Here is a 22,243-nt window from a genome sequence, read left to right as displayed (position 1 = left end):
CGGCGTAAAGTCCTTGATCCAAACATCGCCCGGCAGCCAGGAGAACCATGAACCAACAATCCCGCCTCCCCAGGCGGCGCGGCACAAGCATGCCCGTCAGCGCCGGCCTTGTCAGTGTGGGTTTAGTCGGTGGGGCCGCTGCAGGCAGCGCCGTAGCCCACGTGACGGCAGCACTCAGCGGGCCAGCGGGCGTGATGGCCTGGTGGATGGTGGCCATGGGGGCTGCCTGCTTGAGCTGCGTAGCTCCCATGACGGGATTTCCTGCACGGAGATTGCGGCTCTCTGGTCGGCAGGCTGCACCACGTGCCGCCGGCCACCTCCTGGCCATGAGCGCAGTCATGATCCTCATCCACCTGGTCCTTTTGTTGGGCGGCTTGCCGGGAGTTGATGGCCTGTTGGGATCCGGCGGCCATCACGGCGCTGTTCCCGGCAGCGTCGAACACGCCGCAACCACGCCGGACCATCAGTCGGCCATGCTCACCCTCATTGGCGTTGAACTTCTTTGCCTCGCGGCTGCTTCGGCGGCCCTGCGCATAGCCAGAACGGCAACCCGCACAACAACCCCACCCCACAACTGGAAACCCCTCACTCAGGAGTCACTATGAACACCACCTCAACCACATTGTCCTTCGACTGGCAGGGCCGCGCAGACGCCTTGGCCATGGATGGCAGGGCCTTCATTGATGGCCGCCGCGCAGCGTCCGGCGCGGGACTTACCCGGGCAACCATCAGTCCCATTGACGGCCGGGTCCTCGCTGAGTTGGCTGCTTGCGAAGCCGACGATGTGGATCGCGCGGTAGCGGCCGCCAGGCGTGCTTTCCCCGCGTGGGCGCGGCGTGGGGCCGAGAAGCGGAAAACATTGCTCCTGGCCCTGGCTGCCCTGATGGAGCAGCATGCTGATGAACTGGCGCTCCTGGAGACTCTGGACAGTGGGAAACCAATTCTGCAGAGCATTACCGTTGACGTGCCCGGTGCCATCTCCACACTGCGCTGGTACGCCGAAGCGGCCGACAAACAGAATGGCGAATTGCCGGCCGTTCCACCGGGAGCTACAGCACTGGTAACACGCGAGCCGTTGGGCGTGGTGGCGGCAATCGTGCCCTGGAACTTCCCCCTGGAAATCGCCGTGTGGAAACTGGCTCCAGCGCTCGCTTCCGGAAACACTGTAATTCTCAAGCCGGCCGAGCAAACTTCCTTGAGTGTGCTGCGCCTTGCCGAACTGGCCGCGGAAGCGGGTCTCCCGGATGGTGTCCTGAATATCGTGACCGGCACGGGGCGTGAAGTTGGCGCGGCTTTGGCGCACCACATGGACGTTGATGCGCTGGCCTTTACGGGTTCCACGGCTGTTTCCCGCACCCTGCTGGAGGCCTCAGGTCGCAGCAACCTCAAGCGATTGAGCCTCGAAGCGGGCGGCAAGAGCTCCAACATCATCTTTGCCGATACTGCTGATTTGCCTGAAGCGGCTGCCAAGGCGGCTTTTGGTGCCTTCTACAACCAGGGTCAGGTCTGCTCCGCGAACTCCCGGATCCTGGTTCAGCGGGATATTCATAACGAATTTGCTGCCCTTCTTGCGGGGGAGGCAGCGAGTTATCGTCCGGCGGATCCTTTGGCCGGCCTGGAGGGCAACGGTGCCCTGATCAGCAGCGCCCACACGAACGACGTCGAAGGCTGGATTCGGCGCGGCCGCGCCGAAGGTGAGGTGCTTTTCGGCGGTGAGCGGCGCGAAATTCACGGTTCGGACGCATATTTGGAACCCACACTGTTAGGCGGGCTTGGCCCGGATCACGACGTCCACCGGGATGAAATCTTTGGACCTGTTGCTGTCCTGCACGCTTTCGATTCGGAGGAGGAAGCAGTGCATTTGGCCAATGCCACAGACTACGGATTGGCCGCCTCTGTGTGGACGTCCAATCTGTCCCGCGGCCACCGAGTGGCAGGGGAGTTGCTTGCCGGAACAGTTTCCGTCAACACTGTTGATGCGCTGGGAAACACCACCCCGTTCGGAGGCTTCAAGCAGTCTGGATTTGGCCGCGACCTCTCCCTGCATGCCTTCGATAACTACACCGCGCCGAAGACTACATGGATTCAATTCGCCTAGGCCTCGGCATCTGGAAAACTGTGGATATGCATCGCTATTCCATGGTTTACGTGATGCAACTCACCAGCCTACGCTGAGTTTCACAGCGGACCGGACCTGTCACGTCAACGTAGACGAGAGCCCCCCGTCCCTCCCCTACGCACAAGTCGTCACGACACCTTCCCTTCCCACCCTTCCTGCTCAGTAGCAAACTTAAGCAGTAGCAAAGGATCGATCATGGATCAGCCAGTAGCCTCAACGCGGCTCGCGCAAGAGCAAAGCAAGCATCTGCAAAAATCCCTGGGCCGCTTCGACATTCTCTTGTTGGTAGTTGCCGCCGTCATTTCGGTGGAGGTCCTGGGGCAGGTCTCCGGCTTCGGTGGGGAGACCTTCACCTGGACGCTCATTTTGGCCGTCACCTTCATGGTTCCCTACGGACTCATCTTTGCGGAGACCGGCGGTGCGTTCACTGAAGAAGGCGGCGTTTACGTGTGGACAAAGATGGCATTCGGCCGCGTGGTTGCAGCCATCACGTCCCTCTTCACCTGGGTGACACAGCCTGTATGGGTGGGCGGCGCCATGGCCTTCGTGGCAGTGGAAACGTGGTCCGAGTATGTGGGTCACGTGGACTCCGGCAGCCCGGCCGATTACCTGTTCAAGCTTCTCTTCATCTGGATCACGGTTACATCAGCGATCATCAGCTTGAAGCACGGCAAATGGCTGCCCTCACTCGGTGCCATCCTTAAGGTAGTGTTCCTCACCTTCTTCATCATCGTCACCATGGTTTACGGGCTTCAGCACGGCTTTAACGGCCTGGACCTGGGCTTCTTCTCGCCAACGCTTGCCGGGTTCCTGGGCGTCACTCCACTCCTGCTGTTCTCATTTCTTGGCTTCGAGTCCGGGAACAGCGCGGCCGGCGAGATGAAGAACCCTGCCAAGGACGTTCCCATCTCGGTGGCCCGGTCCTCCATGATCGCCGCCGCGAGTTACCTGCTTCCCATCCTTGCCATCCTGCTGGTAGTACCGCTGGATAAGATCACCGGAATCGGCGGGCTGTTTGGCGCGATCGCCACGGTCTACTCCGTCTTTGGGCCTGCTGCTGAGGTCATGCTGTCCATCTCCGCGGTGGTTTTCTGCTTCATCCTGGTATCTCAAGGCGCCGCATGGATGATCATCAGCGACCGCATGCAGGCCATGGCTGCGGCAGACGGCTCCTTCTTTGGTGGATTCTTCGGCCGATTCCATCCCAAACTGGGCACACCCATCCGGGTCAATACGCTCTCCGGTGTAGTGGCAACGCTGTTCATGCTCGCTGCGATGCAACTCAGCGGCACCAGCAGCGCACTGTTCGGGGTGGTTCTCTCCATCGCGATTTCGACGTTCCTGCTCAGCTACCTTATGGCAATCCCGGCAGCAGTGAAGCTCCGGAGCAAGTATCCCCACGTTGACCGGCCTTTCAAGGTGCCCGTCTCCGACACCGGGTTCCGAATCCTCGGGTACATCTGCTTCGCCTGGATCCTGATCGGGTCCTGGGTGGCCATCTTCCCGGGGACCCTGGATGTTCTTTTCGGCTTGCCCTACGACTTCGAGGCCACGTGGGGTGTCTCTCAGTTCACCTTCGAAGCCTTCGCCCTAGGCACCCTGGGATGCATTCTGGCACTGGGTCTCGTGGGATATGCGCGCGGCAAGAAGGTGCGGGATGCCGTGGCGCCGGTCAGCGAGAGGGCCGAGCTGGTCAACGATTAGCTGCGGGACCGCCGGAAACGCGCGAAATCGCCGGAACGCTCCAGCGAACTGGAGCCTTTCCGGCGATTTCGGTGCACAGAGGCTACTTGGCCAGGAAGCGCAGCAGGATTTCGTTGATTTCAGCGCCGTGCGTCCACAGCATCCCGTGCGGTGCGTCGTCGATTTCCACGTATTCGGCAGACGGGAGTCGCTTGGTGAATTCGCGGCCGGTGGCATCGATCGGCAGGATGCGGTCGTCGGTGCCGTGGACGATCAGTGACGGGACAGTGACCTTTTCAATGTCTGAGCGGAAGTCCGTGAGCCAGGAATCAACCACCGCAAAGGATGCGTACCAGGACGAGCCGGAGGCAACGTTCCACGAATTCCGCAGGGCTTCTTCGCTGAGGCGGTTGCCCAGGAAGTTATCGGTGTTGAAGAAGTCGTTGTAGAAGTTGGTGAACCAGGCGTAGCGGTCCTCGATCGCAGCGTTGCGGATGCCGTCGAAGACCGATGACGGAACGCCGGTGGGGTTGTCCTCGGTCTGGAGGAGGAATGGTTCGAGCGAGGCGAGGAATGCGGCCTTGGCGATCCGGGATTCACCATAGGTGCCGATGTAGCGTCCAACTTCTCCGGTTCCCATGGAGAAGCCCACCAGCACTACGTCCTGCAGGTCCAGGGTTTCAAGCACGGTATTAAGGTCGGCGGCGAAGGTGTCGTAGTCGTAGCCGGTGGTCGGCTTGCTTGACTTGCCGAATCCGCGGCGATCGTAGGTGATCACACGGTAGCCGGCGTTGAGGAGCGCTGCGGTTTGCTTCTCCCAGGAGCCGCCATCCAGCGGGTAGCCGTGGATCAGGACTACGGGCTGACCTGCTCCGTGGTCTTCGTAGTAGAGCTCAATGTCCGTGGTGTTCTCGGTGCCGACCTTGATGAAACCCATGATGTGTCCCTTTTCTCGAAGTGGAGAACGATCGTTCTCCCGCTGTATTCTCCATAGTAGAGAACGTTCGTTCTCAATGCAAGTAGAATGGGTACATGGATATTTCGGAGGTTCGCGAACGCATTGTTGCCACTGCAGACGATCTCTACAACGCCAAGGGAATTCAGGCAGTGGGGATGGATGAACTCCGCTCGGCAGCAGGGGTCTCTTTGAAGAAGCTCTACGGGGAGTTTCCCTCAAAGAGCAGCATCGTCATGGCTGTGCTGGAGCACCGGCATCAGTCCTGGACCGAAGGGCTCGATTCCACGGTCCAACAAGCGGGGACGCCCAAGGAGCGGCTCCTCGCCATTTTTGACTATCTCGCTGGATGGTTCTGCCAGGACTCGTTCCGTGGGTGCGGCTTCATCAACAGCTTCGCCGAGCTTGGAGCCGTTAGCCCCGAAGTTGCCGAGTACGCGCGAAAACACAAGGAATCGTTCCAGGAATATGTGGCGCACCTGGCGGCAGAGGCCGGCGCCCCGGCTTACCTGGCGCCGCAACTCGCCATCCTCGCCGAGGGTGCCCAGACCACGGCGGCCATTGCCGGAACCTCCGACGCCGCCGGGCAGGCGCGTCAAGCAGCCGAAGTTCTGATCGACGTGGCGCTGACATCCAACTAGGCTTCTGAGACGCGTTCAACGCGGCAGGAAGAAGACTATTTGTGTTTGAAATCCCCAGCATCGTGTTCCTTGCGGCAGGCTTTGCGGTGTTGGCCGCAGCGGTCCTGCCCAAATTGTTGCGCCACATGCCACTTTCCATGCCCATGGTCTTCCTTGGCAGCGGGATTCTGGCGTTCACCCTGTTTCCTGATCTTCCGGACCCGGACCCCATCCTGCATGCCGATTTCACCACCCACCTGACTGAAGTGTGCGTCATTATTTCCCTTATGGGCGCCGGTTTGGCCTTGGATAGACCCTTCCGTTGGCGTGGGTGGTCCACCACCTGGCGCCTGCTGGGAATCGTCATGCCATTGTGCATTCTGGTGATGACGCTGCTGGGACTGTGGGTGTTGGGATTGGGGCTCGCGGCCGCCATCCTGGTGGGCGCCGCGATAGCGCCCACGGATCCGGTACTGGCGTCCGAGGTCCAGGTAGGAAGACCTGCGGACGCAGAGGAGGACCCGGATGAGGATGAGGTTCGCTTCGCCCTGACCTCGGAGGCAGGCCTGAATGACGGCCTTGCCTTCCCCTTTGTGTACCTGGCCATCCTCATCAGCCTCGTGGGGGCTTCTCCCGGTGCTTGGTTGGGGGAGTGGGTTGGCTTGGATGTTCTGTGGCGAATAGCTGTTGGCGTGCTCCTCGGTTTTGGTACCGGCAAACTCCTCAGCCTGATCTTCTTCGCGTCCAAACGAAAGAGCTTCCGGTTATCGGAACAGTCCGAGGGTTTCGTGGCACTCGCTGCCACTTTCCTGGCCTATGGCGTGGCCGAATTGGTGGAAGGCTACGGATTCGTGGCTGTCTTCATCTGTGCCGTGACCATCCGCTCCGCCGAGCGCCACCATGCGTACCACCAGGTTCTCCACGGCTACGTGGAGCAGCTCGAGCGCCTCATGACCATTGTGATCCTGGTTCTCCTGGGCGGTGCCATAGCCCGCGGACTCTTGGAAGGCATCGGTTGGGCGGAGCTGTTGGTTGCTCTGGCGTTGCTCTTGCTGGTTCGCCCTGTGGCTGGCTGGCTAGGATTGATGGGCGGCAAGACCGGTCCGCGCGAGCGCTTGGCCATCTCCTACTTCGGCATCCGCGGGATCGGCTCACTGTATTACGTTGGGTACGCGCTGACCCATGGAAACTTCGACGCCGAAGCGCACCAGCTGTGGGCCCTGATCGCGTTGATAGTGGCATTGTCCATTGTGGTGCACGGGGCAACCACCGCGCCGCTGATGAACCGGCTGGATCGGCTTCGGCTCGCTGCGGCACGCACTCAGCATGGTGACGAAGGCCGTGCACCCACCACCGCCGTTTGAGCAACAAAACTCGTTCCCCAAGTGCCTCCGTGGAAGACTGGAGGCATGTCTCCCCGTCCCATGAAACCGCGCCCCCAGTCCGACGCCGTTGACAGCCAACACCCTACGCCGCTGAGTAAGGGACGCCGTCACCTCGCCATGAGGCTCGACGACGCGTGGCTTGGTTTGCAGACGCGCCTGGCCATCCGCCGTGGCCGGGTGGAAACGGTCATCCCTTACACCGGGTATGGAAGCACCTCCTGGGTAAGGGTTCTTGCGCGCGTTGTCCGTAGTGACCCCCGGGACGCTGCCGGGCACGCCAATCCGTTGCAGGAAAGCATGAGGGGCTGGCGTAACTTCACCAGCGCGCCCGTGGCCCATGCCCGTGTGAACGTGACGGTTGCCGGGACTGTTTTCGACGTGAAAGCCGACCGTGGCGGCGTGGTGGACGCGCGCATTCCAGTAGCCCTGGACGCCGGCTGGCACACCATCACCCTTCAGTCGGGGGAGTCCGGAACCGTGGAGGCTCCTGTGGAGATCGTCGCGGACGACGCGGACTTCGGCGTCGTGTCTGATATTGACGACACCGTGATGGTTACGGCCCTGCCGCGTCCGTTCCTGGCAGCCTGGAACACTTTTGTTCTCAATGAGCACGCACGAACCCCCACGCCGGGCATGGCGGTGCTGTACGAGCGGATTGCCCGGACCGCGCCGTCCGCTCCAGTGCTCTATCTGTCCACTGGCGCGTGGAACGTCGCCCCCACATTGTCCCGGTTCCTGTCCCGCAATTTGTATCCTGCCGGTCCGAAGCTTTTGACCGACTGGGGTCCCACTCCTGATCGCTGGTTCCGCAGCGGCCAAGAGCACAAGCGGACCTCGTTGGAGCGCCTCGCGGAAGAATTCCCCAACATCAAGTGGCTGCTGGTAGGCGATGACGGCCAGCACGACGAAGCTATTTACTCCGAGTTTGCCCACCGTCATCCCGCCAATGTCAGGGCCATTGCGATCCGTCAACTCTCGGCGGGTGAAGCGGTGCTGGCCGGCGGACGGTCAAAGTCCGGCGGCCAGCCCACGCCCGGTGTCCCTTGGATCTATGCGCCCGATGGAGCCGGGATGTCAGCCCGGCTCGAAGAACTGGGCGTCATCCGGAACGAGGTTCGGTCCGCGGACGATCCCGAGGAAGGCGAAGTGCACACGGCATCGGAGTGATGGCTACGCGGAGTGATGGCTAGGCGACGTCGATGAACACCGGGTTGGCGTAGAACCACGTATCCGTCCACGGGTCAGCGTCGCCGAGGTTGTCTCCATGGCGGATAGGCCCGGCGGGGTCCACGGACGCGCCGTAATAGCCTGCGCCATGGCGGTTTCCGTCGCTGCCGCGGAGGCGGAAGTAGCAGGAACCCTGTACATCCTTGATGACGTGCTTGATAGTGAACGTTCCCGTTCGCCCGGAAACATCGATCTGCTTCCATACCGTTGTCCCAGGGGCCCTCAAAGTATCGCGATCTGCCGCGGCGCCGGTTACGGAGCCACCTATGACGTCCACGTGCGCGAGCTTTGGCACGATGCCCGCGGAGTTGCGGTAGTCCGTCGTCGTGATGGTGATGGAAATTTCGACGTCGGCACCTCGCCTCACCTGCAGGCGGGAACCGAGGGTGACGCCGTTGCGTCCGTTGCTGTTGCCGACGCCGTTTCCGCGCACTTCACGCACGCGGACGTCCAGCCCCTGGAGCAGGTGGCCGTGATCCACCCACATGCGACCATTGCGCATGGCTTCCAGGACGCCGGTATAGGAGCGCTGGGTGACGCCAGTGTGGAGGCGGCTGAACTGTCCCGGCCAGTAGTCGCTGCCGCCCTGCTTTTCGCCGGTATCAAACGGATCGGGACGCTTGCCTGTGACCGACCAGCGGTCGAATTCGTTAGGCAGGCTGAGGTAGGGCTCCTCGGCAGGGTAGGGGCCGGTCTTCCAGGTGTCCTTGATTGTGAGGTGGTTGTCCGAGTTGGACGTGATCCAAAACGGCACACCTTCGGCGAGCATGGAATCCCACACACCGCCTACTGTGGCGGTGGCCCAGTCGAAGCCGCCATAGGGGCGGAAGGCGTCCGCGGGGTAGCCGGGGAAGCTGTACTGGGTGGGGTTGTTGGTGTACTCGCCGCGTTGGTCGCCCGCCCTGGAGAATTGGCTGACTCCGGATCCTTGTGCGCCGGGTGCGCCTTCCATGCCGATCATCACTTCGCGGGCGGCGTCACGCCATGCGCGGAGTTCGTGCGGAGAATCGATGCCGAGCCTCATGGGGTGGTTTGCCAGGGCTACGACGTCGTCGACGTATCCGGAACGGCGCTGGCCGGCCAACCAGGCGATGGCTTCAACAGCTTTTCTCTCGAAGGTTTCAACTTGTGCAGTTCCGGGGGTTGGCTTTTCCCATTGGTTCAGCTTTCCGTCCCATACAAGTTCGAAGGTCCGCAGCAGGTTCACTTCGTTGGGGCCCGGGGCGACGATCACGGAGGCATGCTCGGCTCCCGGGATGTACCACTCAAGTCCCTGGAAGATCAACAGCCCGGGACGTACTGCACGCTGGGCTTGGATCTCTTTGTTGGCGTTGACTGCCCCGCCGTTGTTGGCATGGCCGAAGTTGCTGTGTTCCGTCAAAGCCAACCAGTCAACGCCGTAGTTCTGGGCGGCATCGAGCTGCTGCTTGATCATGTACTTTGCGTCGTGGCTGTACTGGGTGTGGACGTGGTGGTCTCCGACGAGCCATTTCAGCTGAGGGTCGTTCCCGCCCGGGTTTGCTATTGCGGTGCTGGCCGTCGCTGCCGAGGCTGCAGTGCCGGCGGCCAGGATACCGGCCGACTGAAGAATGCGTCGGCGGCTCAGACCCATGGTCTTCAGCTCAGCATCGGCCAGTTCCACACTTCGGCTGTGGGTGGTCTTGTTTTCTTCTGCGGTGCACATGGCATCTTCCCTCTGTTGATTCCGATCCCCCCAGCGGGATCACAGTAGGGAAGCGGCGTGGCGCGCAGGTTAACCGGACGGGAACGGCAGGGGGCCTCAGCCGGCCGCCTGGCTGAGCGCCTCCGCATCCTTGGGCGCGCCGATGGATCCCCGGTGAATCAGGGTTGCCACCAGCTCCGGAGCGGGCCCTGCGGACTTCCGGCCCTCGATCTGACGGATCAGTGCTGAGGCCGCCGCAATTCCCATGTCGTAGACGGGCTGCGCAATGACGGTGAGCGGGGGAGTGGTGAGGCGCGTCCAGGCGAAGTCGTCGTACATGAGGAATGAGACGTCCTCCGGGATGGACAGCCCCGATTCCTGGATTGCCTCCACAATGCTCAAAGCAATCAAGCCATCGGAGGCGATGATGGCCGTGGCGGGGTCCGGTCCTTCCAGCAGGCCACGCGTGATCCGCATGATGGAAGCGGCGTCGCCTGCATTGAGCCGGACGAGGTCCGTGGGGTAGGGAAAGCCGGCGTCGTCGAACGCCCGGTGGATTCCCTCCAGGCGGTCCGAGATCTGCGAGGAGTCCAGCGTCATCCCCGCAACGTAGGGGGAGTCCGTGCGGACTGTGGACACAAAGGCAATCCGCCGGTGCCCCGCTTCGATCAAGTGCGCCGTGGATTCGTAGGAAATGTCTCCCATGTCCACCGCAAACGTCTCAACGTCAACCCCTGAAGCGGCTCGATCCAACAGCACCAAAGGCCGCCCGGACTCCCGGACCTGCTGCAAATGCGAGGTTTCCACGGATGAAGCCGGCGCAACAATGAGCCCGTCCACCCGTTTGTCCAGCAGCACCCGGACGGCGTCCACTTCCGCGGCCCGTTCCTCGTCCGTGTTGATGAGGATGACGTGGTAGCCACTCTTCTTGGCGGTGTCCGTGATGCCCCGCATCGCGAGTCCGAAGTGGGGGTTTTCAATGTCGCCCACCACTACGCCAATGGTGTTGGATTTGCCCGTATTCATGCTGCGCGCAAGCTCATTGGGTCGGTATTCAAGCTCCTCCGCTGCGGCCAGGACGCGCTCGCGGACGTCGTCGCTGACAGCGCCGTAATTGCCCAGTGCGCGGGCGGCTTGTGCTTTGGACACTTTCGCGGCTTTGGCGACGTCGGCAACCGTTACGTCCCGCCGTCGGGATCCGTCAGTGCTCATGTTCACCTTTCAAGAGGGGTGTTGACGCGGCTTTGTGAGTTCCGCTACATTTCTTATCAATCGATGTGAGTCCGGTCTCAATCCTAGGGGCTGAGACCGGACTCAACAAGACCCCGCATCGAGCAATACCTTCCAGCGGCTCCTAACAGCACCGCTTTCCCTCCCACGATTGGACAACGCTGTGATTAAACTGAACTTCCGCCCGGCAGCGCTCGCAGCAGCAGCCTTGGCGGCCATTCTCGCTCTCTCGGGCTGCGGTGGATCTTCCGCCAGCTCCTCGCCGTCTGCGGACAACCCGTACGGCCTGATTGAGTCCGGCACCATCCGCGTTGCCAGCCTCGGCGACTCCAAGCCCTACACCTTCACGGACGGCTCAGGTAACTTCACCGGCTTTGACGTGGAACTGTTCAAGGACGTGGCCCACCGCGCCGGCGTAGACAAAGTGGTCTTCACCGGACAGGACTTCTCCGGACTTCTCGCTGCCGTGGCCAATGGCCAGTTCGACGTCGGCGTGGCCGCTATCGGTATCACGGACAAGCGCAAGGAAACCGTGGATTTCTCCGATGGCTACCTGGCCGGTTACCTGACAGTGATCACCACCAAGACCTCAGGCATCAAGGACGTTGATTCCCTCGACGGCAAGCGACTGGGCGTGGTCCAAGGCACCCTGCAGGAAGCCTATGCAGTGAAGAACTTTACCTCGGCGCAGCTGGTCCGCTTCCCGGACAACAACACCGCCATCTCGGCAGTCAACAGCGGCTCGGTGGACGCCCACTTCCTGGACTACGAGGCTGCCAAGGAATACCAGGAGCAGTTTGGACTGGTCAGTGCCGCTGACATTCCGTCCTTCGATGCCCCGGCCGGTTTCGCAATCGCCAAGGACAAGCCCGCCTTCAAGGAAGCGCTGAACAAGGGCTTGGCAGAAGCCATGGAAGACGGCACCTGGAAGAAGCTCTACGAAAAGTGGTTCCCGGGCTCCCCGATGCCGGAACAGTACCTCCCCAAGGCGGAACAGACCTCCAGCCCGTCGCCCACAGCCAGCAAGTAAGCCACCCGCACAACTAACGTCTGAGAGCATTCAATGGATTGGCTCAATACCATCAGCCGCACGTTCTTCGACTTTGACGCCATGGTCGAAGTACTGCCCCAACTCCTCGGAGTTGGCCTCCTGAACACCCTGATCATCTCCATAGCAGCAACCATCCTCGGCGTAGTGATGGGCATGGTGGTGGCGGTCATGGGGATCTCGCGCTCCAAGTGGCTGCGCATCCCGGCGAGGATCTACACGGACCTCTTCCGTGGGCTACCCGCCATTCTGACCATCCTGCTGATCGGCCAGGGTTTTGCACGGTTGAGCCAGTCGGTCTTCGGACCCTCTCCTTACCCTCTGGGAATCATTGCCCTGAGCCTCATCGCCAGCGCGTACATCGGCGAGATTTTCCGGGCCGGCATCCAGAGCGTAGATAAGGGCCAGGGGGAGGCCTGCCGCGCGTTGGGCATGAGCTACTCCAAGTCCATGGCCTTGGTAGTAGTGCCGCAAGGCATCCGCAGGGTCCTGCCGGCCTTGGTCAACCAGTTCATTGCAATCGTCAAGGATTCCTCCCTGGTGTACTTCCTGGGGCTCCTCGTCAGTGAGCGCGAACTGTTCCGCGTAGGCCAGGACGCAGCAGTACTGTCAGGAAACCTTTCACCGCTGGTCATGGCAGGCATCTTCTACCTGATCATTACGGTGCCCCTGACCCACTTGGTCAACTACTTTGACAACAAGTTCCGCACCGGCCGTCGCCGTCCCACGGCACCCACCAGCGGGCTGAAGGAAGTCAAGGAACTCGATTCGGCCTCGCCGCTCATCACCGGGAGCAACACGTGAACCTCACAAGCAGCAACAGCGTTACAGGCACTAACCAGCCAAGCACCAGCCAGCCAGGCATTAAGCAGCCAAGCCACGATATTGAAAAGTTCCACGGCTCCAGCCTTGAGCTGCAGAACCTGACCATGGCTTACGGGGACGTCGAAGTGCTCCGCAACGTCAGCCTGAACGTTGCTCCGGGAACCACCACCTGCATCATCGGGCCCTCCGGATCAGGCAAGTCCACGCTCCTGCGCGGCGTCAACCGCCTTCACGAACCCAAGAGCGGGGATGTCCTGCTGGCCGGCGAAAGCGCCCTCAAGGTCAAGCCGGACATCCTCCGCGCACGGATCGGCATGGTCTTCCAGCACTTCAACCTTTTCCCGGACCACACGGCCTTGGAAAACGTGGCGCTGGCCCTGTGGAGTGTCAAGGGAATGTCCAAGTCCGAGGCCCGGGAACGTGCCCGGCGCCGACTCGCTGAAGTGGGCCTCGCTGAACGCGCTGACCACCGGCCGCGGGACCTTTCCGGCGGGCAGCAGCAGCGCGTGGCGATTGCCCGGGCGCTGGCTATGGAACCGGAGGTCATGCTCTTCGATGAAGCCACCAGCGCTCTGGACCCTGAACTTGTCAAAGGCGTCCTCAATCTCATGGCCGGCCTTGGCCGCCGAGGGATGACCATGCTGGTTGTCACCCACGAGATGGGCTTTGCCCGGAAGGTAGCGGACCAGGTGGTGTTCATGGATGAAGGTGAAGTGGTGGAAATCGGAACCCCCACCGAGCTCTTCGATAACCCGCGCAGCGAACGTCTGCAGCGCTTCCTCTCGGAAGTGCTCTGATGGGGGCGGTAACTACGGCACCCATCCGGACCGCCGTCGTCGGGTTTGGCGTCTCCGGCAAAGTGTTCCACGCTCCGCTGATCCAAGCGGACCCGAACTATTCCCTGGACGTCATTGTCACAGCCGACCCCCAACGGAAAGCCGAAGCTGAACGCCTTTACCCGCAGGCCAAGGTAGTCCCCACGCCGGAGGAAATGTTCGCCCTTGCCGCGGACCTGGACCTCGTGGTCCTGGGAACACCGCCGCTTACGCACCTCGACCTCGGCGCCACAGCAATCGCGCACGGGCTCAACGTTGTGGTGGACAAGCCTTTTGTTACCGCCGTTGCCCACGGTGAGGAGCTTGCCGGGCGGGCGTCCGACGCCGGTGTGCAGCTCACGGTCTTCCAGAACCGCCGGTGGGACGCCGACTTCCTGACGCTTCGGAAGCTGCTGCGGGACGGTGCCTTGGGCGAGGTGCACAGCTTCGAGTCGCGCTTTGAGTGGTGGCGGCCTGAAGGCTTCGGCAATTGGCGCGATTCGGCCACCTTGGCTGAAGGCGGCGGCATCCTCCATGACCTCGGCGCCCATTTGATAGACCAGGCCATCCAACTGTTCGGCCCTGTGGAGGAGAGCTACGGCGAGACCGCCAACCACGGTCCCCACCGGGAAGCGGCGGACACGGAAGCCTTTGTATCGTTGCGCCACGAATCCGGTGTCCGGACACGGCTGTGGATGAACGGAATGGCCGCCCAAGTGGGCCCGCGCTTCCACGTCCTCGGCTCCAAAGCCGGCTACACCAAGTGGGGACTCGACAGCCAGGAACCCGCCCTCGCAGCCGGCATCACGCCGTCGGACGCTTCTTACGGCCGCGAACCCCAGGAGTCTTGGGGGCTTCTGGGAGTGGACGGGACAGCTACGCCGGTACCGGCGGAAAAGGGCGACTACCCACAGTTCTACAGCGAACTCGCGGCCTCACTCCGTGGGCACGGACCCCTTCCAGTGCAACCGGGCGAAGCGCTGGAGACCCTCAGGATCATCGAAAACATCCACGCGTTCGCCTAAGCACCATTCACAGCATCTACCTCTAAGAAAGGGAGAACTATGTCCTCCACCAAGAACGTTGCCGTCATCGGAGGCGGCATCCTGGGCGTCTCCACCGCCGTCCACCTGCTCCGCCAAGGCGCATCAGTGACTCTGCTGACCGAGCAGGGCCTGGCCAGTGAAGCCACCGGCCGCTCGCTGTCCTGGCTCAACTCGGCGGGCGAACGCTCCACGCCGTACCACCAGCTGCGCGTGGCCGGCGTTGACCGCTACCGCACTCTTTTCGCGGCGGATCCGAGCCGTGAATGGCTGCAGTTCGGGGGTGGTCTCATGTGGAACACGGCCGGCCAGAGCGAGGCCACCAAGGCCCGCCACGCCTACGAGAAGTCCATTGGCTACGATTCCCGGCTGTTGGCGCCTGAAGAGATCGCCTCAGTAACACCGGGCATCGATTCCAGTGCTGTCCCGGAGAACGCCATCTTCAACCCCGGCGAAGGATGGGTCAGCCTGCCGGACCTGGTGAACTTCCTGATGGAGGAATTCCACGCCCTGGGCGGCCAGTTGGTCCTTAACGCCGGCAAGGCTTCGGTAATGGTGAACGGCGGCCGCGCCACCGGCATCGAAACTGCCGGCGGTGAAACGTACCCCGCTGACGCAGTGCTGGTTGCCTGCGGTGCGGCTACCCCCGCCGTCGTCAAGCCTTTGGGTGTGGATATCCCCAATGGTTCGCCGGTTTCCATGCTGGTAGTTACCAAGCCGGTGGAGCACCAGGTGAGCGCAGTGATGAATACTCCGCGGGCCGCTGTCCGCCCGAATCCGGGCAACACTTTTGCGCTGGATCATGACTGGTACGAAGAGCAGATCACGGAGCACGCCGACGGTACCTTTACCATCCCGGATGATGTTGTCCAGGAGCTCGCGGACGAGTCCTCCAAGCTCATTGCCGGCAATCCCGAACTCAAGCCGGCGTCCTGGAAGATCGGCTACAAGCCCATCCCGGGCGACGGTGAGCCGGTGTTCGGCGAACTCGGCCAGGTGCCGGGGTGCTTCGTGGCCTTCACGCACTCCGGTGCCACGCTGGGCCTGATCGCCGGTGAGTTGTTGTCCGGTGAGATCCTGAGCGGCGAAAAGCACCCGATGCTGGCCACGTTCCGTCCGGGGCGTTTCTCCTAAGCCGTTCTTGTCACAGGAGACTTTTTGTCAAAGGCCAATGGCCCCGATACGCCATCTGCATAAGCGTGTCGGGGCCATTGGAGTTTAAGGTGACCTGATCAGCAGGTCATGGTGCCCTTGAAGGGCTTACCCGTCCAGGAGTTGTTGGTGCCTGGCACTTTGTAGTAGCCGCGGATTTCGTAGCTCCAGGTACCGATGATCTCGATGCCCGAACTGTACGTGCGTCCCGCGGCCTGGCTGAGATCTCCGGTGAACTCGAGGTTTCCGGAGCGATCATAGACCTTGATCTCGTAGTAGTTGGCGTTCACCACGGGTCCGTAGGAGTTCACTGTGACCGCAGTGTGAAGGCCCAAGGTGCATTTCATGGTCACGCTGGCGGTGACGGGAGCCTGGATACTTGCGGCGGAAAACTGCGGGGCAGCGGCTTCACCGTCAGTGAAGGCAGCAACCGCGGCCGTTGGACCGGCTATCAGGCCCAAAACGACGACGGCGACAATCACCAAAGCACGGAGGAAACTGTTCCGCGGTGTCATGGTGATCGTTCTCCTACTCTGGTGAGTTGTTGCTCTTGACGGGATACTCGCCGGGCCTGATCGGGCTGGGGGGAAAGGAAACCGATCAGGCCCGGCGGGGCTGGTGGTGGTGCTTACTTGGTGGTTTCGGTGCGTTGGGTGCCGGTGAAGGCGAAGGCGATGGTTGAGGTGGCGCCTTGGAAGGTGTTGTCTGCGGTGGTGGGGAACGCGGTGCAGGCCCGGCGGGGCTGGTGGTGGTGCTTACTTGGTGGTTTCGGTGCGTTGGGTGCCGGTGAAGGCGAAGGCGATGGTTGAGGTGGCGCCTTGGAAGGTGTTGTCTGCGGTGGTGGGGAACGCGGTGGTGACTTTGAGGTTGTCGGTTTTGGCCGAGGTCAACGAGGTGAGGTTGTTCAGGGCCTTGTTCGCTGCGATGACGGGGCCGGAGGCCAGGACTGTGGTTTTGGTGCCGGCGCAGTTGTAGGGTGCGGTGGCGCCGGTCCAGGCTACGGAGCAGTTTTCGATGGTCAGCTGCAGGCCGTTGGTGGCGTCGGTGGTGAGCAGGGAGGCGGTGGCGCCGGCGGAGGTGGTGAGGGTGACGTTGTTCAGGTCCGAGTTGCCGGTATTGGCCAGGGTGACGAGTTTTTCGACTTTGTCTCCGGGCAGCATTCCTGCGATGGNGGCGGCAGCGGTGCCTACCAGTGCGACGGAGGCGAGGATCTTGCCGGAGGTGGTTTTGAGGCTGATGGCCATGGGAATCAGTTTCCTTTCGGGAGGCCACCGTGAGACCGGCCGGCCGTTCATTTTCCAGCCTCTCTGGCTGACAAGAACTACTGTGCCGGGCCCGGATCAAGAACAAATCCTGTGAACGGTCAACACTTCCTCAGGAAAACCTCAAGACTCCCGCAAGCTGAATCGCATACCCCTCATCGAGCAGTTTTGGAGAAGCCCTGGATCCGTGGCCAACCTACTGTTAGGGGTATCAGTTCAAAGGACCAAGGGGAGCGAACACCATGACGGATACGGGCAAATCAGGCACGAAGGAAAAATCCTACGACGGCTTCACCGAAGAGGAGCGCGCCGCCATGAAGGAGCGCGCGCAGGAACTCAAGAAGGCGCCGCGCAAGAAGGCATCCAAGGCCGACGGTGAGGCTGATGTTCTGGCGAAGATCGCGGAGATGCCCGAGGCGGACAAGCTTATAGCTGAGCGACTCCACGCAATCGTCAAGGAGCACGCCCCGGACCTTAGCCCCAAGACCTGGTACGGCATCCCGGCCTATGCCCGGGACGGGAAGAACATTGTTTTCTTCCAGAGCTCCCACAAGTTCAAGGCCCGGTATGCCACGCTCGGCTTTGAAGAGAACGCTCAGCTGGACGACGGCGCCATGTGGCCGACGTCCTTCGCTATCACCGCAATGACGCCCGAGGTGGAAGCGCGGATCGTTGAACTCATCAAGAGGGCTGTGGGTTAGCTGCTGCTACGTCGGCTGGCTGTTGGCTGGCGGCAAATCCGGGTTCATTGGTTCAAGGTTGGGGTCTTCGGCCGTCCACACTTGAACGATTGCCCAAGCCACGGCTGCTATAGGAACGGCCAGGACCGCGCCAATGATGCCGGCGAGGATGGTGCCTGCCGTCAAGGCCATCAGGATGACCAGTGCGTGGAGCTCCAGGGATTTGCCCATGACGACCGGCTGGAGGAGATCACCTTCGAGCTGATTGACGGCAATTACTACGATCACCACGATCAGCGCCACGATGGGGCCGTTGGCCACCAGCGCAACCAGAGCGGCCAGGATTCCGGCCACTGTGGCGCCCACCAAGGGGATGAATGCGCCGATGAACACGATGATCGCCAAAGGGATGGCCAGTGGAACCTGCATGATCAGCAAGGCGGCGCCGATTGCCACCGTGTCCACTAACGCGACTATTGCCGTTCCGCGGACGTAGCCGCCCAGGACTTCCATGGTCCGCTTGCCAACGCGGCGGAGCTTGGCTTCGCGCCTGCCTGTGAAGGGCCGGAGGAAGAACTCCCAGATTTTGGCGCCGTCCTTGAGGAAGAAGAACAGGATGACTGCCACCAAGCTGGCACCGGCCAGGAACTCCGTGACCACTGACAGTCCGGTTACTGCGCCGGAGCGGACCTGACTGCTCTGGGCGAACTCCACCACGGCTTCCCGTGCTTGGGTCATCTGCTCCCGGTCAATGGGGAACGGCCCGTTCAGCAGGAAGTTCTCCAGTTCGTCCAGCCCACTTGCTGCCTGACTGATCAGCTCGTCCCACTGACTGCGCACCGACAACACGATGATGGTGATCACCCCACCGAGCACTATCAACAGGCCCAGGAAGGCGACGCCGGTTGCAAGGCCCGCGCGCCATCCGCGGCGTCGCAGCATGTTAACGAAGGGGCCGATTGCTGCCGCCAAAATAAGCGCGATGAGGACCGGGATGACCAGCAGCCGGATTTGAAGCAGCCCGAAGACTGCCACCACTGCCAGGGTCAAGATGAGCAGTATCTGGCTTGCCCGGACAGCCGTCCGGCCCAGTGAGTCCTTCCAAAGATCGGGCTTGGATGGCTTGTGGACGGAAACGCGGACTGTTTCCTCGGATGCCGTCATGGTGAGCTCCTGTTCATTCGCGTCGGTCAACCGACGAGATCAAACATAAGCCTACTGACTATTTCCCCTCTGCGGCGACGTTCCTAATTGAACGGGTCAGCTAGTGAGTCGGATCGGGGTGCGGCGGAACTGGCCCGGGATCCGGAACCGGTGATGGGCCAGGGCTTGGATTCGGGTCCGGAATGGGGCTCGGCGGAAAAGGTGTGGTGGGATCCGGGGGCGGCGGCACAGGTCCGGGATCCGGGGGAAACGGCTCGGGCTCGTGGGTGGGAGGAAGTGTCACGATCTCTCCTTTGCGTACTCAGGGTATAGCTCCGGCAGATGACTGCAGCCTACTCGTCCCGGTGGTGTGCCACCACCCTGATGGTTTCCACCGACGGGTCGGCCGGATCAGGGAGCACCATTCCTGCCGCACTTCCCGAGCGCAGGTAGTCCACCACCGCTGCGTTGATTCGTTCACCAGGGAGAACGGCCGGCACGCCCGGAGGGTACGGGGTGATTTGTTCCGCGGCGATCCGGCCGGCAGCTTCTTTAGCCGGCACATTCTCCACGGGACCGAAGAAAGCATCCCGGGGGAGCATCACGGTTTCCATCTCCAAGTCTTCCGGTTCCGGGAGTTGGACCTTTGATGGCTGGGGCATCTGTGGTGCCGCATTGATGAGTTGCCTCAGGCCCTCCAGCAAGCGCTGGCTGGTTTCTTCATTGTCGGACTGCGACAACGTTGCCTCAATGCGGCGGTGATCATTAAGCCCCACATCTATCCGGCAGTTGGCGCGCAGCCAGTCCGCAGCCTGATAACCGCTGATACCCAGCTCTCCCAGGTCGATCAAAACGTGCAGGGGATCAAAGTCGTGCGATGCCTCTTCCTTAATGAGCTCAGGACCCAGGACGTGGAGCCCATCCATGGCATCAATATCGCTCCGAACACGATCGGCCAAGGTGAGGGCCTTTTCCAGCAGGCCCCCGCCTTCTTGAACCATCTGCCGTCGCCAGCCGTCGATCGCCGCGTAGATCATCACGTTGGCGCTGGTGGTGGAAAGCAGGTCCGCGCACTGGCTGAGTCGCACGGAATCCACCAGGTTGCCTTGGAGGTGGTAGATGGATCCCTGCTCGAATCCCATGCCCATCTTGTGAACGCTGACAACGCAGATGTCGGCGCCGGCATCCATTGCCCAGGTAGGGAGTCGATCATGGAACGGCAAATGTGCACCCCACGCCTCATCAATGATCAGCGGCTTTCCGCGGGAGTGGCAGATTTCGGCGATTTTCTGAATGTCGGCGCATGTTCCGTAGGGAGTGGGGCTCGTGATGAGTGCTGCTGCGGCATCCGGATATCGCTGCCACATCTTCTCCACCTCTTCGGGGGACGGAGGGTGGGCAATGTGGAGGTCCCGGTCCCACTGCGGGCGGATCCAGCGTGGCTGCAAGCCGGACAGGATGATCCCGGCCACTACGGACTTGTGCGCGTCCCGACCAATCAACAGGTCACCGCTGCCTTTTGTCACGGCCAGAATGGAGGCCTTGACTGAGAGGGAACTGCCGCAGGTTGAAAAGAAGGCTTTGTCAGCGCCCACGGCCTCGGCCATGAGATCCTCGGCTTTGCTGAGGTACTCGCCGGAGGATTTACGATCGTCCAGGCCTGCCGTGGACAGAACGTCGGCACGGAAGGGCTCCGAGCCCATAATTTCAAGGGTCCTGGGATCTGCGCCGCGGCCCTGACGATGCCCGGGTGGGGTGAATCCGTAACGGTCGAGCCGGTGGTACTCGGCCAAGGCGTCCAGCAAGGGTGCTTCATTTTGGTCCAAGGTGTCCTCCATTCCTCTAAGTAATTCCTTGCCGCAGGGAAAGTAAGTAAACTTACAATCCATTTATCGGACTCTCCTTCTTCGTACCCCTTAGGCGCAAGGTGAATCACAATGACCTTCCAACGGCGACTACCACGGCCAATAGTGAAGGCACTGGCCGCGGCAGTGGACTCCAAGATGGCAGCACACTGCGAGGCCCTGAAGGATTTGGTCAAAATACCCGGCGTAGCGTGGCCGGGCTTTGACCGGGAATTGTTGGAAATGAGCTCTGCCCGCGTCCGCGAGCTCTTTTTGAGTGCCGGTTTTCCTGATGCGAAGATCGTCCGGGGTGAGGGAGATGCCGGTATTCCTGGCGCTCCCGCCGTGCTTGCCAAGCGGTCTCCGGCTCCCGGCTTTCCCGCGGTCCTGCTCTACGCCCATCATGATGTCCAACCTTCCGGGCCGGTGGAAGCCTGGGCCACGCCACCCTTCGAGCCGGAAGAACGCGATGGCAGGCTCTTCGGGCGTGGTGTGGCTGATGACAAGGCCGGAATCATCATGCATCTCGGGGCCGTCCAGGCTCTGGACTCCGTCTTCGGAAACGCCCACGGGCTGGGCCTCAGCCTCTTTATCGAGGGGGAGGAAGAATCGGGATCGCCAACGCTCGGCGGGATCTTCAAAAACCACGGGAACGAACTCCGTGCAAACGCAGCTATTGTGGCGGATTCAGGGAGTTGGAAGGTGGGAACCCCCGCGCTGACAGCCAGCCTCAGAGGCCTGGTGGACGGCGTCATCCAGGTCCGCATCCTTGACCACGCCCTGCATTCCGGAACCTACGGCGGACCGGTGCTGGACGCGCTGACCGTACTGGCGAAGATCATGGCCAGCTTCCATCACGACGACGGATCCGTTGCGGTTGAGGGGCTGGCATCCAGTTCCGCAACGGGACCGGAGATGGACCACGACGTTTTCCGCAGGGATGCGGGTCTTCTCCCCGGAGTGGAATTGGCCGGCACTGACTCATTGACTTCCCGGCTCTGGACCAAGCCCGCCCTCTCCTTCGTAGGACTGGACGCACAACCCATCGCCACAGCAGGCAATGTCCTGCTGCCACAGGCATCGGTGAAGTTCAGCCTTCGATTGCCGCCGGGCAGCGACCCCCACCAAGCAATGGAAGCTGTCCGGCGGCACGCTGTTCGGCGCACTCCGTTCGGGGCGGAGATGACATTCATGCCCGGGGCAAGGAGCAGGCCGTTCACCGTAGCTCCGGACGATCCTATGGTCCAGGCCACCCTCTGGTCGCTGGAGACGGCATGGGGTTCAGAAGCTGCGGAAGCGCAGCTGGGTTCCCGCGCCGTCATGATGGGCGTTGGCGGTTCCATACCGTTTGCCGCGGCGCTCGCCGAACAGCAGCCTGATTGTTCCATCCTTATTACCGGCGCAGAAGACCCGGATTCCCGCGCACATGGCGCCAACGAATCGGTCCACCTCGGCGAATTCAGGAACGCGATACTTGCTGAAGCCCTCTTTCTGGCTCATCTGCAGTACACGTCAGATCCTTCCTCCGGACAGTAAGCCGGAGCGGGAA

Annotated in this window: 19 protein-coding genes; 13 read left to right on the top strand and 6 right to left on the bottom strand. The window is 61.8% G+C overall.

Annotated features, from left to right (window positions below; translation table 11 throughout):
- Positions 1-47 precede the first annotated feature (47 nt).
- The 3 genes from BACI9J_RS18350 to BACI9J_RS18340 all read left to right on the top strand — a co-directional run bounded on the left by BACI9J_RS18350 (position 48) and on the right by BACI9J_RS18340 (position 3,823).
- Positions 48-605 carry a hypothetical protein gene (locus tag BACI9J_RS18350; RefSeq protein ID WP_159735627.1) on the top strand — a complete coding sequence of 186 codons (558 nt, stop codon included), beginning with the start codon at positions 48-50 and terminating at the stop codon, positions 603-605.
- Positions 602-2,098 carry an aldehyde dehydrogenase family protein gene (locus tag BACI9J_RS18345; RefSeq protein ID WP_159735626.1) on the top strand — a complete coding sequence of 499 codons (1,497 nt, stop codon included), beginning with the start codon at positions 602-604 and terminating at the stop codon, positions 2,096-2,098. The genes BACI9J_RS18350 and BACI9J_RS18345 overlap by 4 nt, the downstream gene beginning before the upstream one ends.
- Before the next feature lie 216 nt (positions 2,099-2,314).
- On the top strand, positions 2,315-3,823 hold the full coding sequence (locus tag BACI9J_RS18340) for an APC family permease (RefSeq protein ID WP_159735625.1): 1,509 nt from the start codon (positions 2,315-2,317) through the stop codon (positions 3,821-3,823).
- A gap of 82 nt (positions 3,824-3,905) precedes the next feature.
- Here the strand turns inward: BACI9J_RS18340 and BACI9J_RS18335 are convergent, their stop codons facing one another.
- Entirely contained in the window at positions 3,906-4,739 is an 834-nt protein-coding gene (locus tag BACI9J_RS18335; RefSeq protein WP_159735624.1) for an alpha/beta fold hydrolase, read from the bottom strand.
- Between the two features lie 95 nt (positions 4,740-4,834).
- Between BACI9J_RS18335 and BACI9J_RS18330 the strand changes: the two genes are divergently transcribed.
- The 3 genes from BACI9J_RS18330 to BACI9J_RS18320 are packed head-to-tail and all read left to right on the top strand — an operon-like array spanning position 4,835 to position 7,929.
- Positions 4,835-5,398 (top strand): TetR/AcrR family transcriptional regulator, encoded by a 564-nt coding sequence (locus tag BACI9J_RS18330; protein WP_159735623.1) that lies wholly within the window; start codon positions 4,835-4,837, stop codon positions 5,396-5,398.
- Positions 5,399-5,439: 41 nt separating this feature from the next.
- Positions 5,440-6,741: a cation:proton antiporter gene (locus tag BACI9J_RS18325; RefSeq protein ID WP_159735622.1), complete on the top strand. Its 1,302-nt coding sequence runs from the start codon at positions 5,440-5,442 to the stop codon at positions 6,739-6,741.
- A gap of 45 nt (positions 6,742-6,786) precedes the next feature.
- Positions 6,787-7,929, top strand: coding sequence for an App1 family protein (locus tag BACI9J_RS18320; protein ID WP_159735621.1), 1,143 nt, complete (start codon positions 6,787-6,789; stop codon positions 7,927-7,929).
- A 19-nt stretch (positions 7,930-7,948) separates the two neighbouring features.
- On the opposite strand, the gene BACI9J_RS18315 is transcribed toward BACI9J_RS18320, so the two are convergent.
- Together BACI9J_RS18315 and BACI9J_RS18310 are read right to left on the bottom strand one after the other, a co-directional pair.
- Entirely contained in the window at positions 7,949-9,673 is a 1,725-nt protein-coding gene (locus BACI9J_RS18315; RefSeq protein WP_159735620.1) for a PHP domain-containing protein, read from the bottom strand.
- A gap of 96 nt (positions 9,674-9,769) precedes the next feature.
- Positions 9,770-10,864 (bottom strand): LacI family DNA-binding transcriptional regulator, encoded by a 1,095-nt coding sequence (locus BACI9J_RS18310; protein ID WP_159735619.1) that lies wholly within the window; start codon positions 10,862-10,864, stop codon positions 9,770-9,772.
- A 181-nt stretch (positions 10,865-11,045) separates the two neighbouring features.
- Between BACI9J_RS18310 and BACI9J_RS18305 the strand changes: the two genes are divergently transcribed.
- The 5 genes from BACI9J_RS18305 to BACI9J_RS18285 are packed head-to-tail and all read left to right on the top strand — an operon-like array spanning position 11,046 to position 15,747.
- A complete protein-coding gene (locus tag BACI9J_RS18305; protein WP_159735618.1) occupies positions 11,046-11,912 on the top strand; it encodes an ABC transporter substrate-binding protein in 867 nt (288 codons plus the stop codon).
- A 33-nt stretch (positions 11,913-11,945) separates the two neighbouring features.
- Positions 11,946-12,734, top strand: coding sequence for an amino acid ABC transporter permease (locus tag BACI9J_RS18300; protein ID WP_159735617.1), 789 nt, complete (start codon positions 11,946-11,948; stop codon positions 12,732-12,734).
- Positions 12,731-13,552 carry an amino acid ABC transporter ATP-binding protein gene (locus BACI9J_RS18295; RefSeq protein ID WP_159735616.1) on the top strand — a complete coding sequence of 274 codons (822 nt, stop codon included), beginning with the start codon at positions 12,731-12,733 and terminating at the stop codon, positions 13,550-13,552. Before BACI9J_RS18300 ends, BACI9J_RS18295 begins: the two co-directional genes overlap by 4 nt.
- Positions 13,552-14,595 (top strand): Gfo/Idh/MocA family protein, encoded by a 1,044-nt coding sequence (locus BACI9J_RS18290; protein ID WP_159735615.1) that lies wholly within the window; start codon positions 13,552-13,554, stop codon positions 14,593-14,595. The genes BACI9J_RS18295 and BACI9J_RS18290 overlap by 1 nt, the downstream gene beginning before the upstream one ends.
- Before the next feature lie 39 nt (positions 14,596-14,634).
- Positions 14,635-15,747, top strand: a complete 1,113-nt coding sequence (locus BACI9J_RS18285; protein ID WP_159735614.1) for an NAD(P)/FAD-dependent oxidoreductase — start codon at positions 14,635-14,637, stop codon at positions 15,745-15,747.
- 98 nt (positions 15,748-15,845) lie between these two features.
- On the opposite strand, the gene BACI9J_RS18280 is transcribed toward BACI9J_RS18285, so the two are convergent.
- Positions 15,846-16,280: a hypothetical protein gene (locus BACI9J_RS18280; protein ID WP_159735613.1), complete on the bottom strand. Its 435-nt coding sequence runs from the start codon at positions 16,278-16,280 to the stop codon at positions 15,846-15,848.
- Between the two features lie 989 nt (positions 16,281-17,269).
- Between BACI9J_RS18280 and BACI9J_RS18270 the strand changes: the two genes are divergently transcribed.
- Entirely contained in the window at positions 17,270-17,728 is a 459-nt protein-coding gene (locus tag BACI9J_RS18270) for an iron chaperone (RefSeq protein WP_159735611.1), read from the top strand.
- 6 nt (positions 17,729-17,734) lie between these two features.
- On the opposite strand, the gene BACI9J_RS18265 is transcribed toward BACI9J_RS18270, so the two are convergent.
- Both BACI9J_RS18265 and BACI9J_RS24705 read right to left on the bottom strand, forming a co-directional pair.
- Positions 17,735-18,871, bottom strand: a complete 1,137-nt coding sequence (locus tag BACI9J_RS18265) for an AI-2E family transporter (RefSeq protein ID WP_159735610.1) — start codon at positions 18,869-18,871, stop codon at positions 17,735-17,737.
- Between the two features lie 332 nt (positions 18,872-19,203).
- A complete protein-coding gene (locus BACI9J_RS24705; protein WP_159736549.1) occupies positions 19,204-20,676 on the bottom strand; it encodes an aminotransferase class I/II-fold pyridoxal phosphate-dependent enzyme in 1,473 nt (490 codons plus the stop codon).
- Between the two features lie 111 nt (positions 20,677-20,787).
- Here BACI9J_RS24705 and BACI9J_RS18255 point away from each other — a divergent pair, with 111 nt between their 5' ends.
- Positions 20,788-22,230: a M20/M25/M40 family metallo-hydrolase gene (locus BACI9J_RS18255; protein ID WP_159735609.1), complete on the top strand. Its 1,443-nt coding sequence runs from the start codon at positions 20,788-20,790 to the stop codon at positions 22,228-22,230.
- Positions 22,231-22,243: the final 13 nt, after the last annotated feature.

Source organism: Arthrobacter sp. 9V (genome assembly GCF_902506065.1).
GTDB lineage: Bacteria > Actinomycetota > Actinomycetes > Actinomycetales > Micrococcaceae > Arthrobacter.
Note: the sequence above shows the minus strand (reverse complement) of the source record. Positions and strands in the feature narration are given on the sequence as shown.

Coding starts and splice junctions, on each gene's coding strand:
- BACI9J_RS18300 (WP_159735617.1), top strand. CDS start 11,946: ATGGATTGGCTCAATACCATCAGCCGCACGTTCTTCGACTTTGACGCC.
- BACI9J_RS18280 (WP_159735613.1), bottom strand. CDS start 16,280: ATGACACCGCGGAACAGTTTCCTCCGTGCTTTGGTGATTGTCGCCGTC.
- BACI9J_RS18335 (WP_159735624.1), bottom strand. CDS start 4,739: ATGGGTTTCATCAAGGTCGGCACCGAGAACACCACGGACATTGAGCTC.
- BACI9J_RS18270 (WP_159735611.1), top strand. CDS start 17,270: ATGACGGATACGGGCAAATCAGGCACGAAGGAAAAATCCTACGACGGC.
- BACI9J_RS18255 (WP_159735609.1), top strand. CDS start 20,788: ATGACCTTCCAACGGCGACTACCACGGCCAATAGTGAAGGCACTGGCC.
- BACI9J_RS18310 (WP_159735619.1), bottom strand. CDS start 10,864: ATGAGCACTGACGGATCCCGACGGCGGGACGTAACGGTTGCCGACGTC.
- BACI9J_RS18320 (WP_159735621.1), top strand. CDS start 6,787: ATGTCTCCCCGTCCCATGAAACCGCGCCCCCAGTCCGACGCCGTTGAC.
- BACI9J_RS18330 (WP_159735623.1), top strand. CDS start 4,835: ATGGATATTTCGGAGGTTCGCGAACGCATTGTTGCCACTGCAGACGAT.
- BACI9J_RS18285 (WP_159735614.1), top strand. CDS start 14,635: ATGTCCTCCACCAAGAACGTTGCCGTCATCGGAGGCGGCATCCTGGGC.
- BACI9J_RS18340 (WP_159735625.1), top strand. CDS start 2,315: ATGGATCAGCCAGTAGCCTCAACGCGGCTCGCGCAAGAGCAAAGCAAG.
- BACI9J_RS18345 (WP_159735626.1), top strand. CDS start 602: ATGAACACCACCTCAACCACATTGTCCTTCGACTGGCAGGGCCGCGCA.
- BACI9J_RS18265 (WP_159735610.1), bottom strand. CDS start 18,871: ATGACGGCATCCGAGGAAACAGTCCGCGTTTCCGTCCACAAGCCATCC.
- BACI9J_RS18315 (WP_159735620.1), bottom strand. CDS start 9,673: ATGTGCACCGCAGAAGAAAACAAGACCACCCACAGCCGAAGTGTGGAA.
- BACI9J_RS18350 (WP_159735627.1), top strand. CDS start 48: ATGAACCAACAATCCCGCCTCCCCAGGCGGCGCGGCACAAGCATGCCC.
- BACI9J_RS18290 (WP_159735615.1), top strand. CDS start 13,552: ATGGGGGCGGTAACTACGGCACCCATCCGGACCGCCGTCGTCGGGTTT.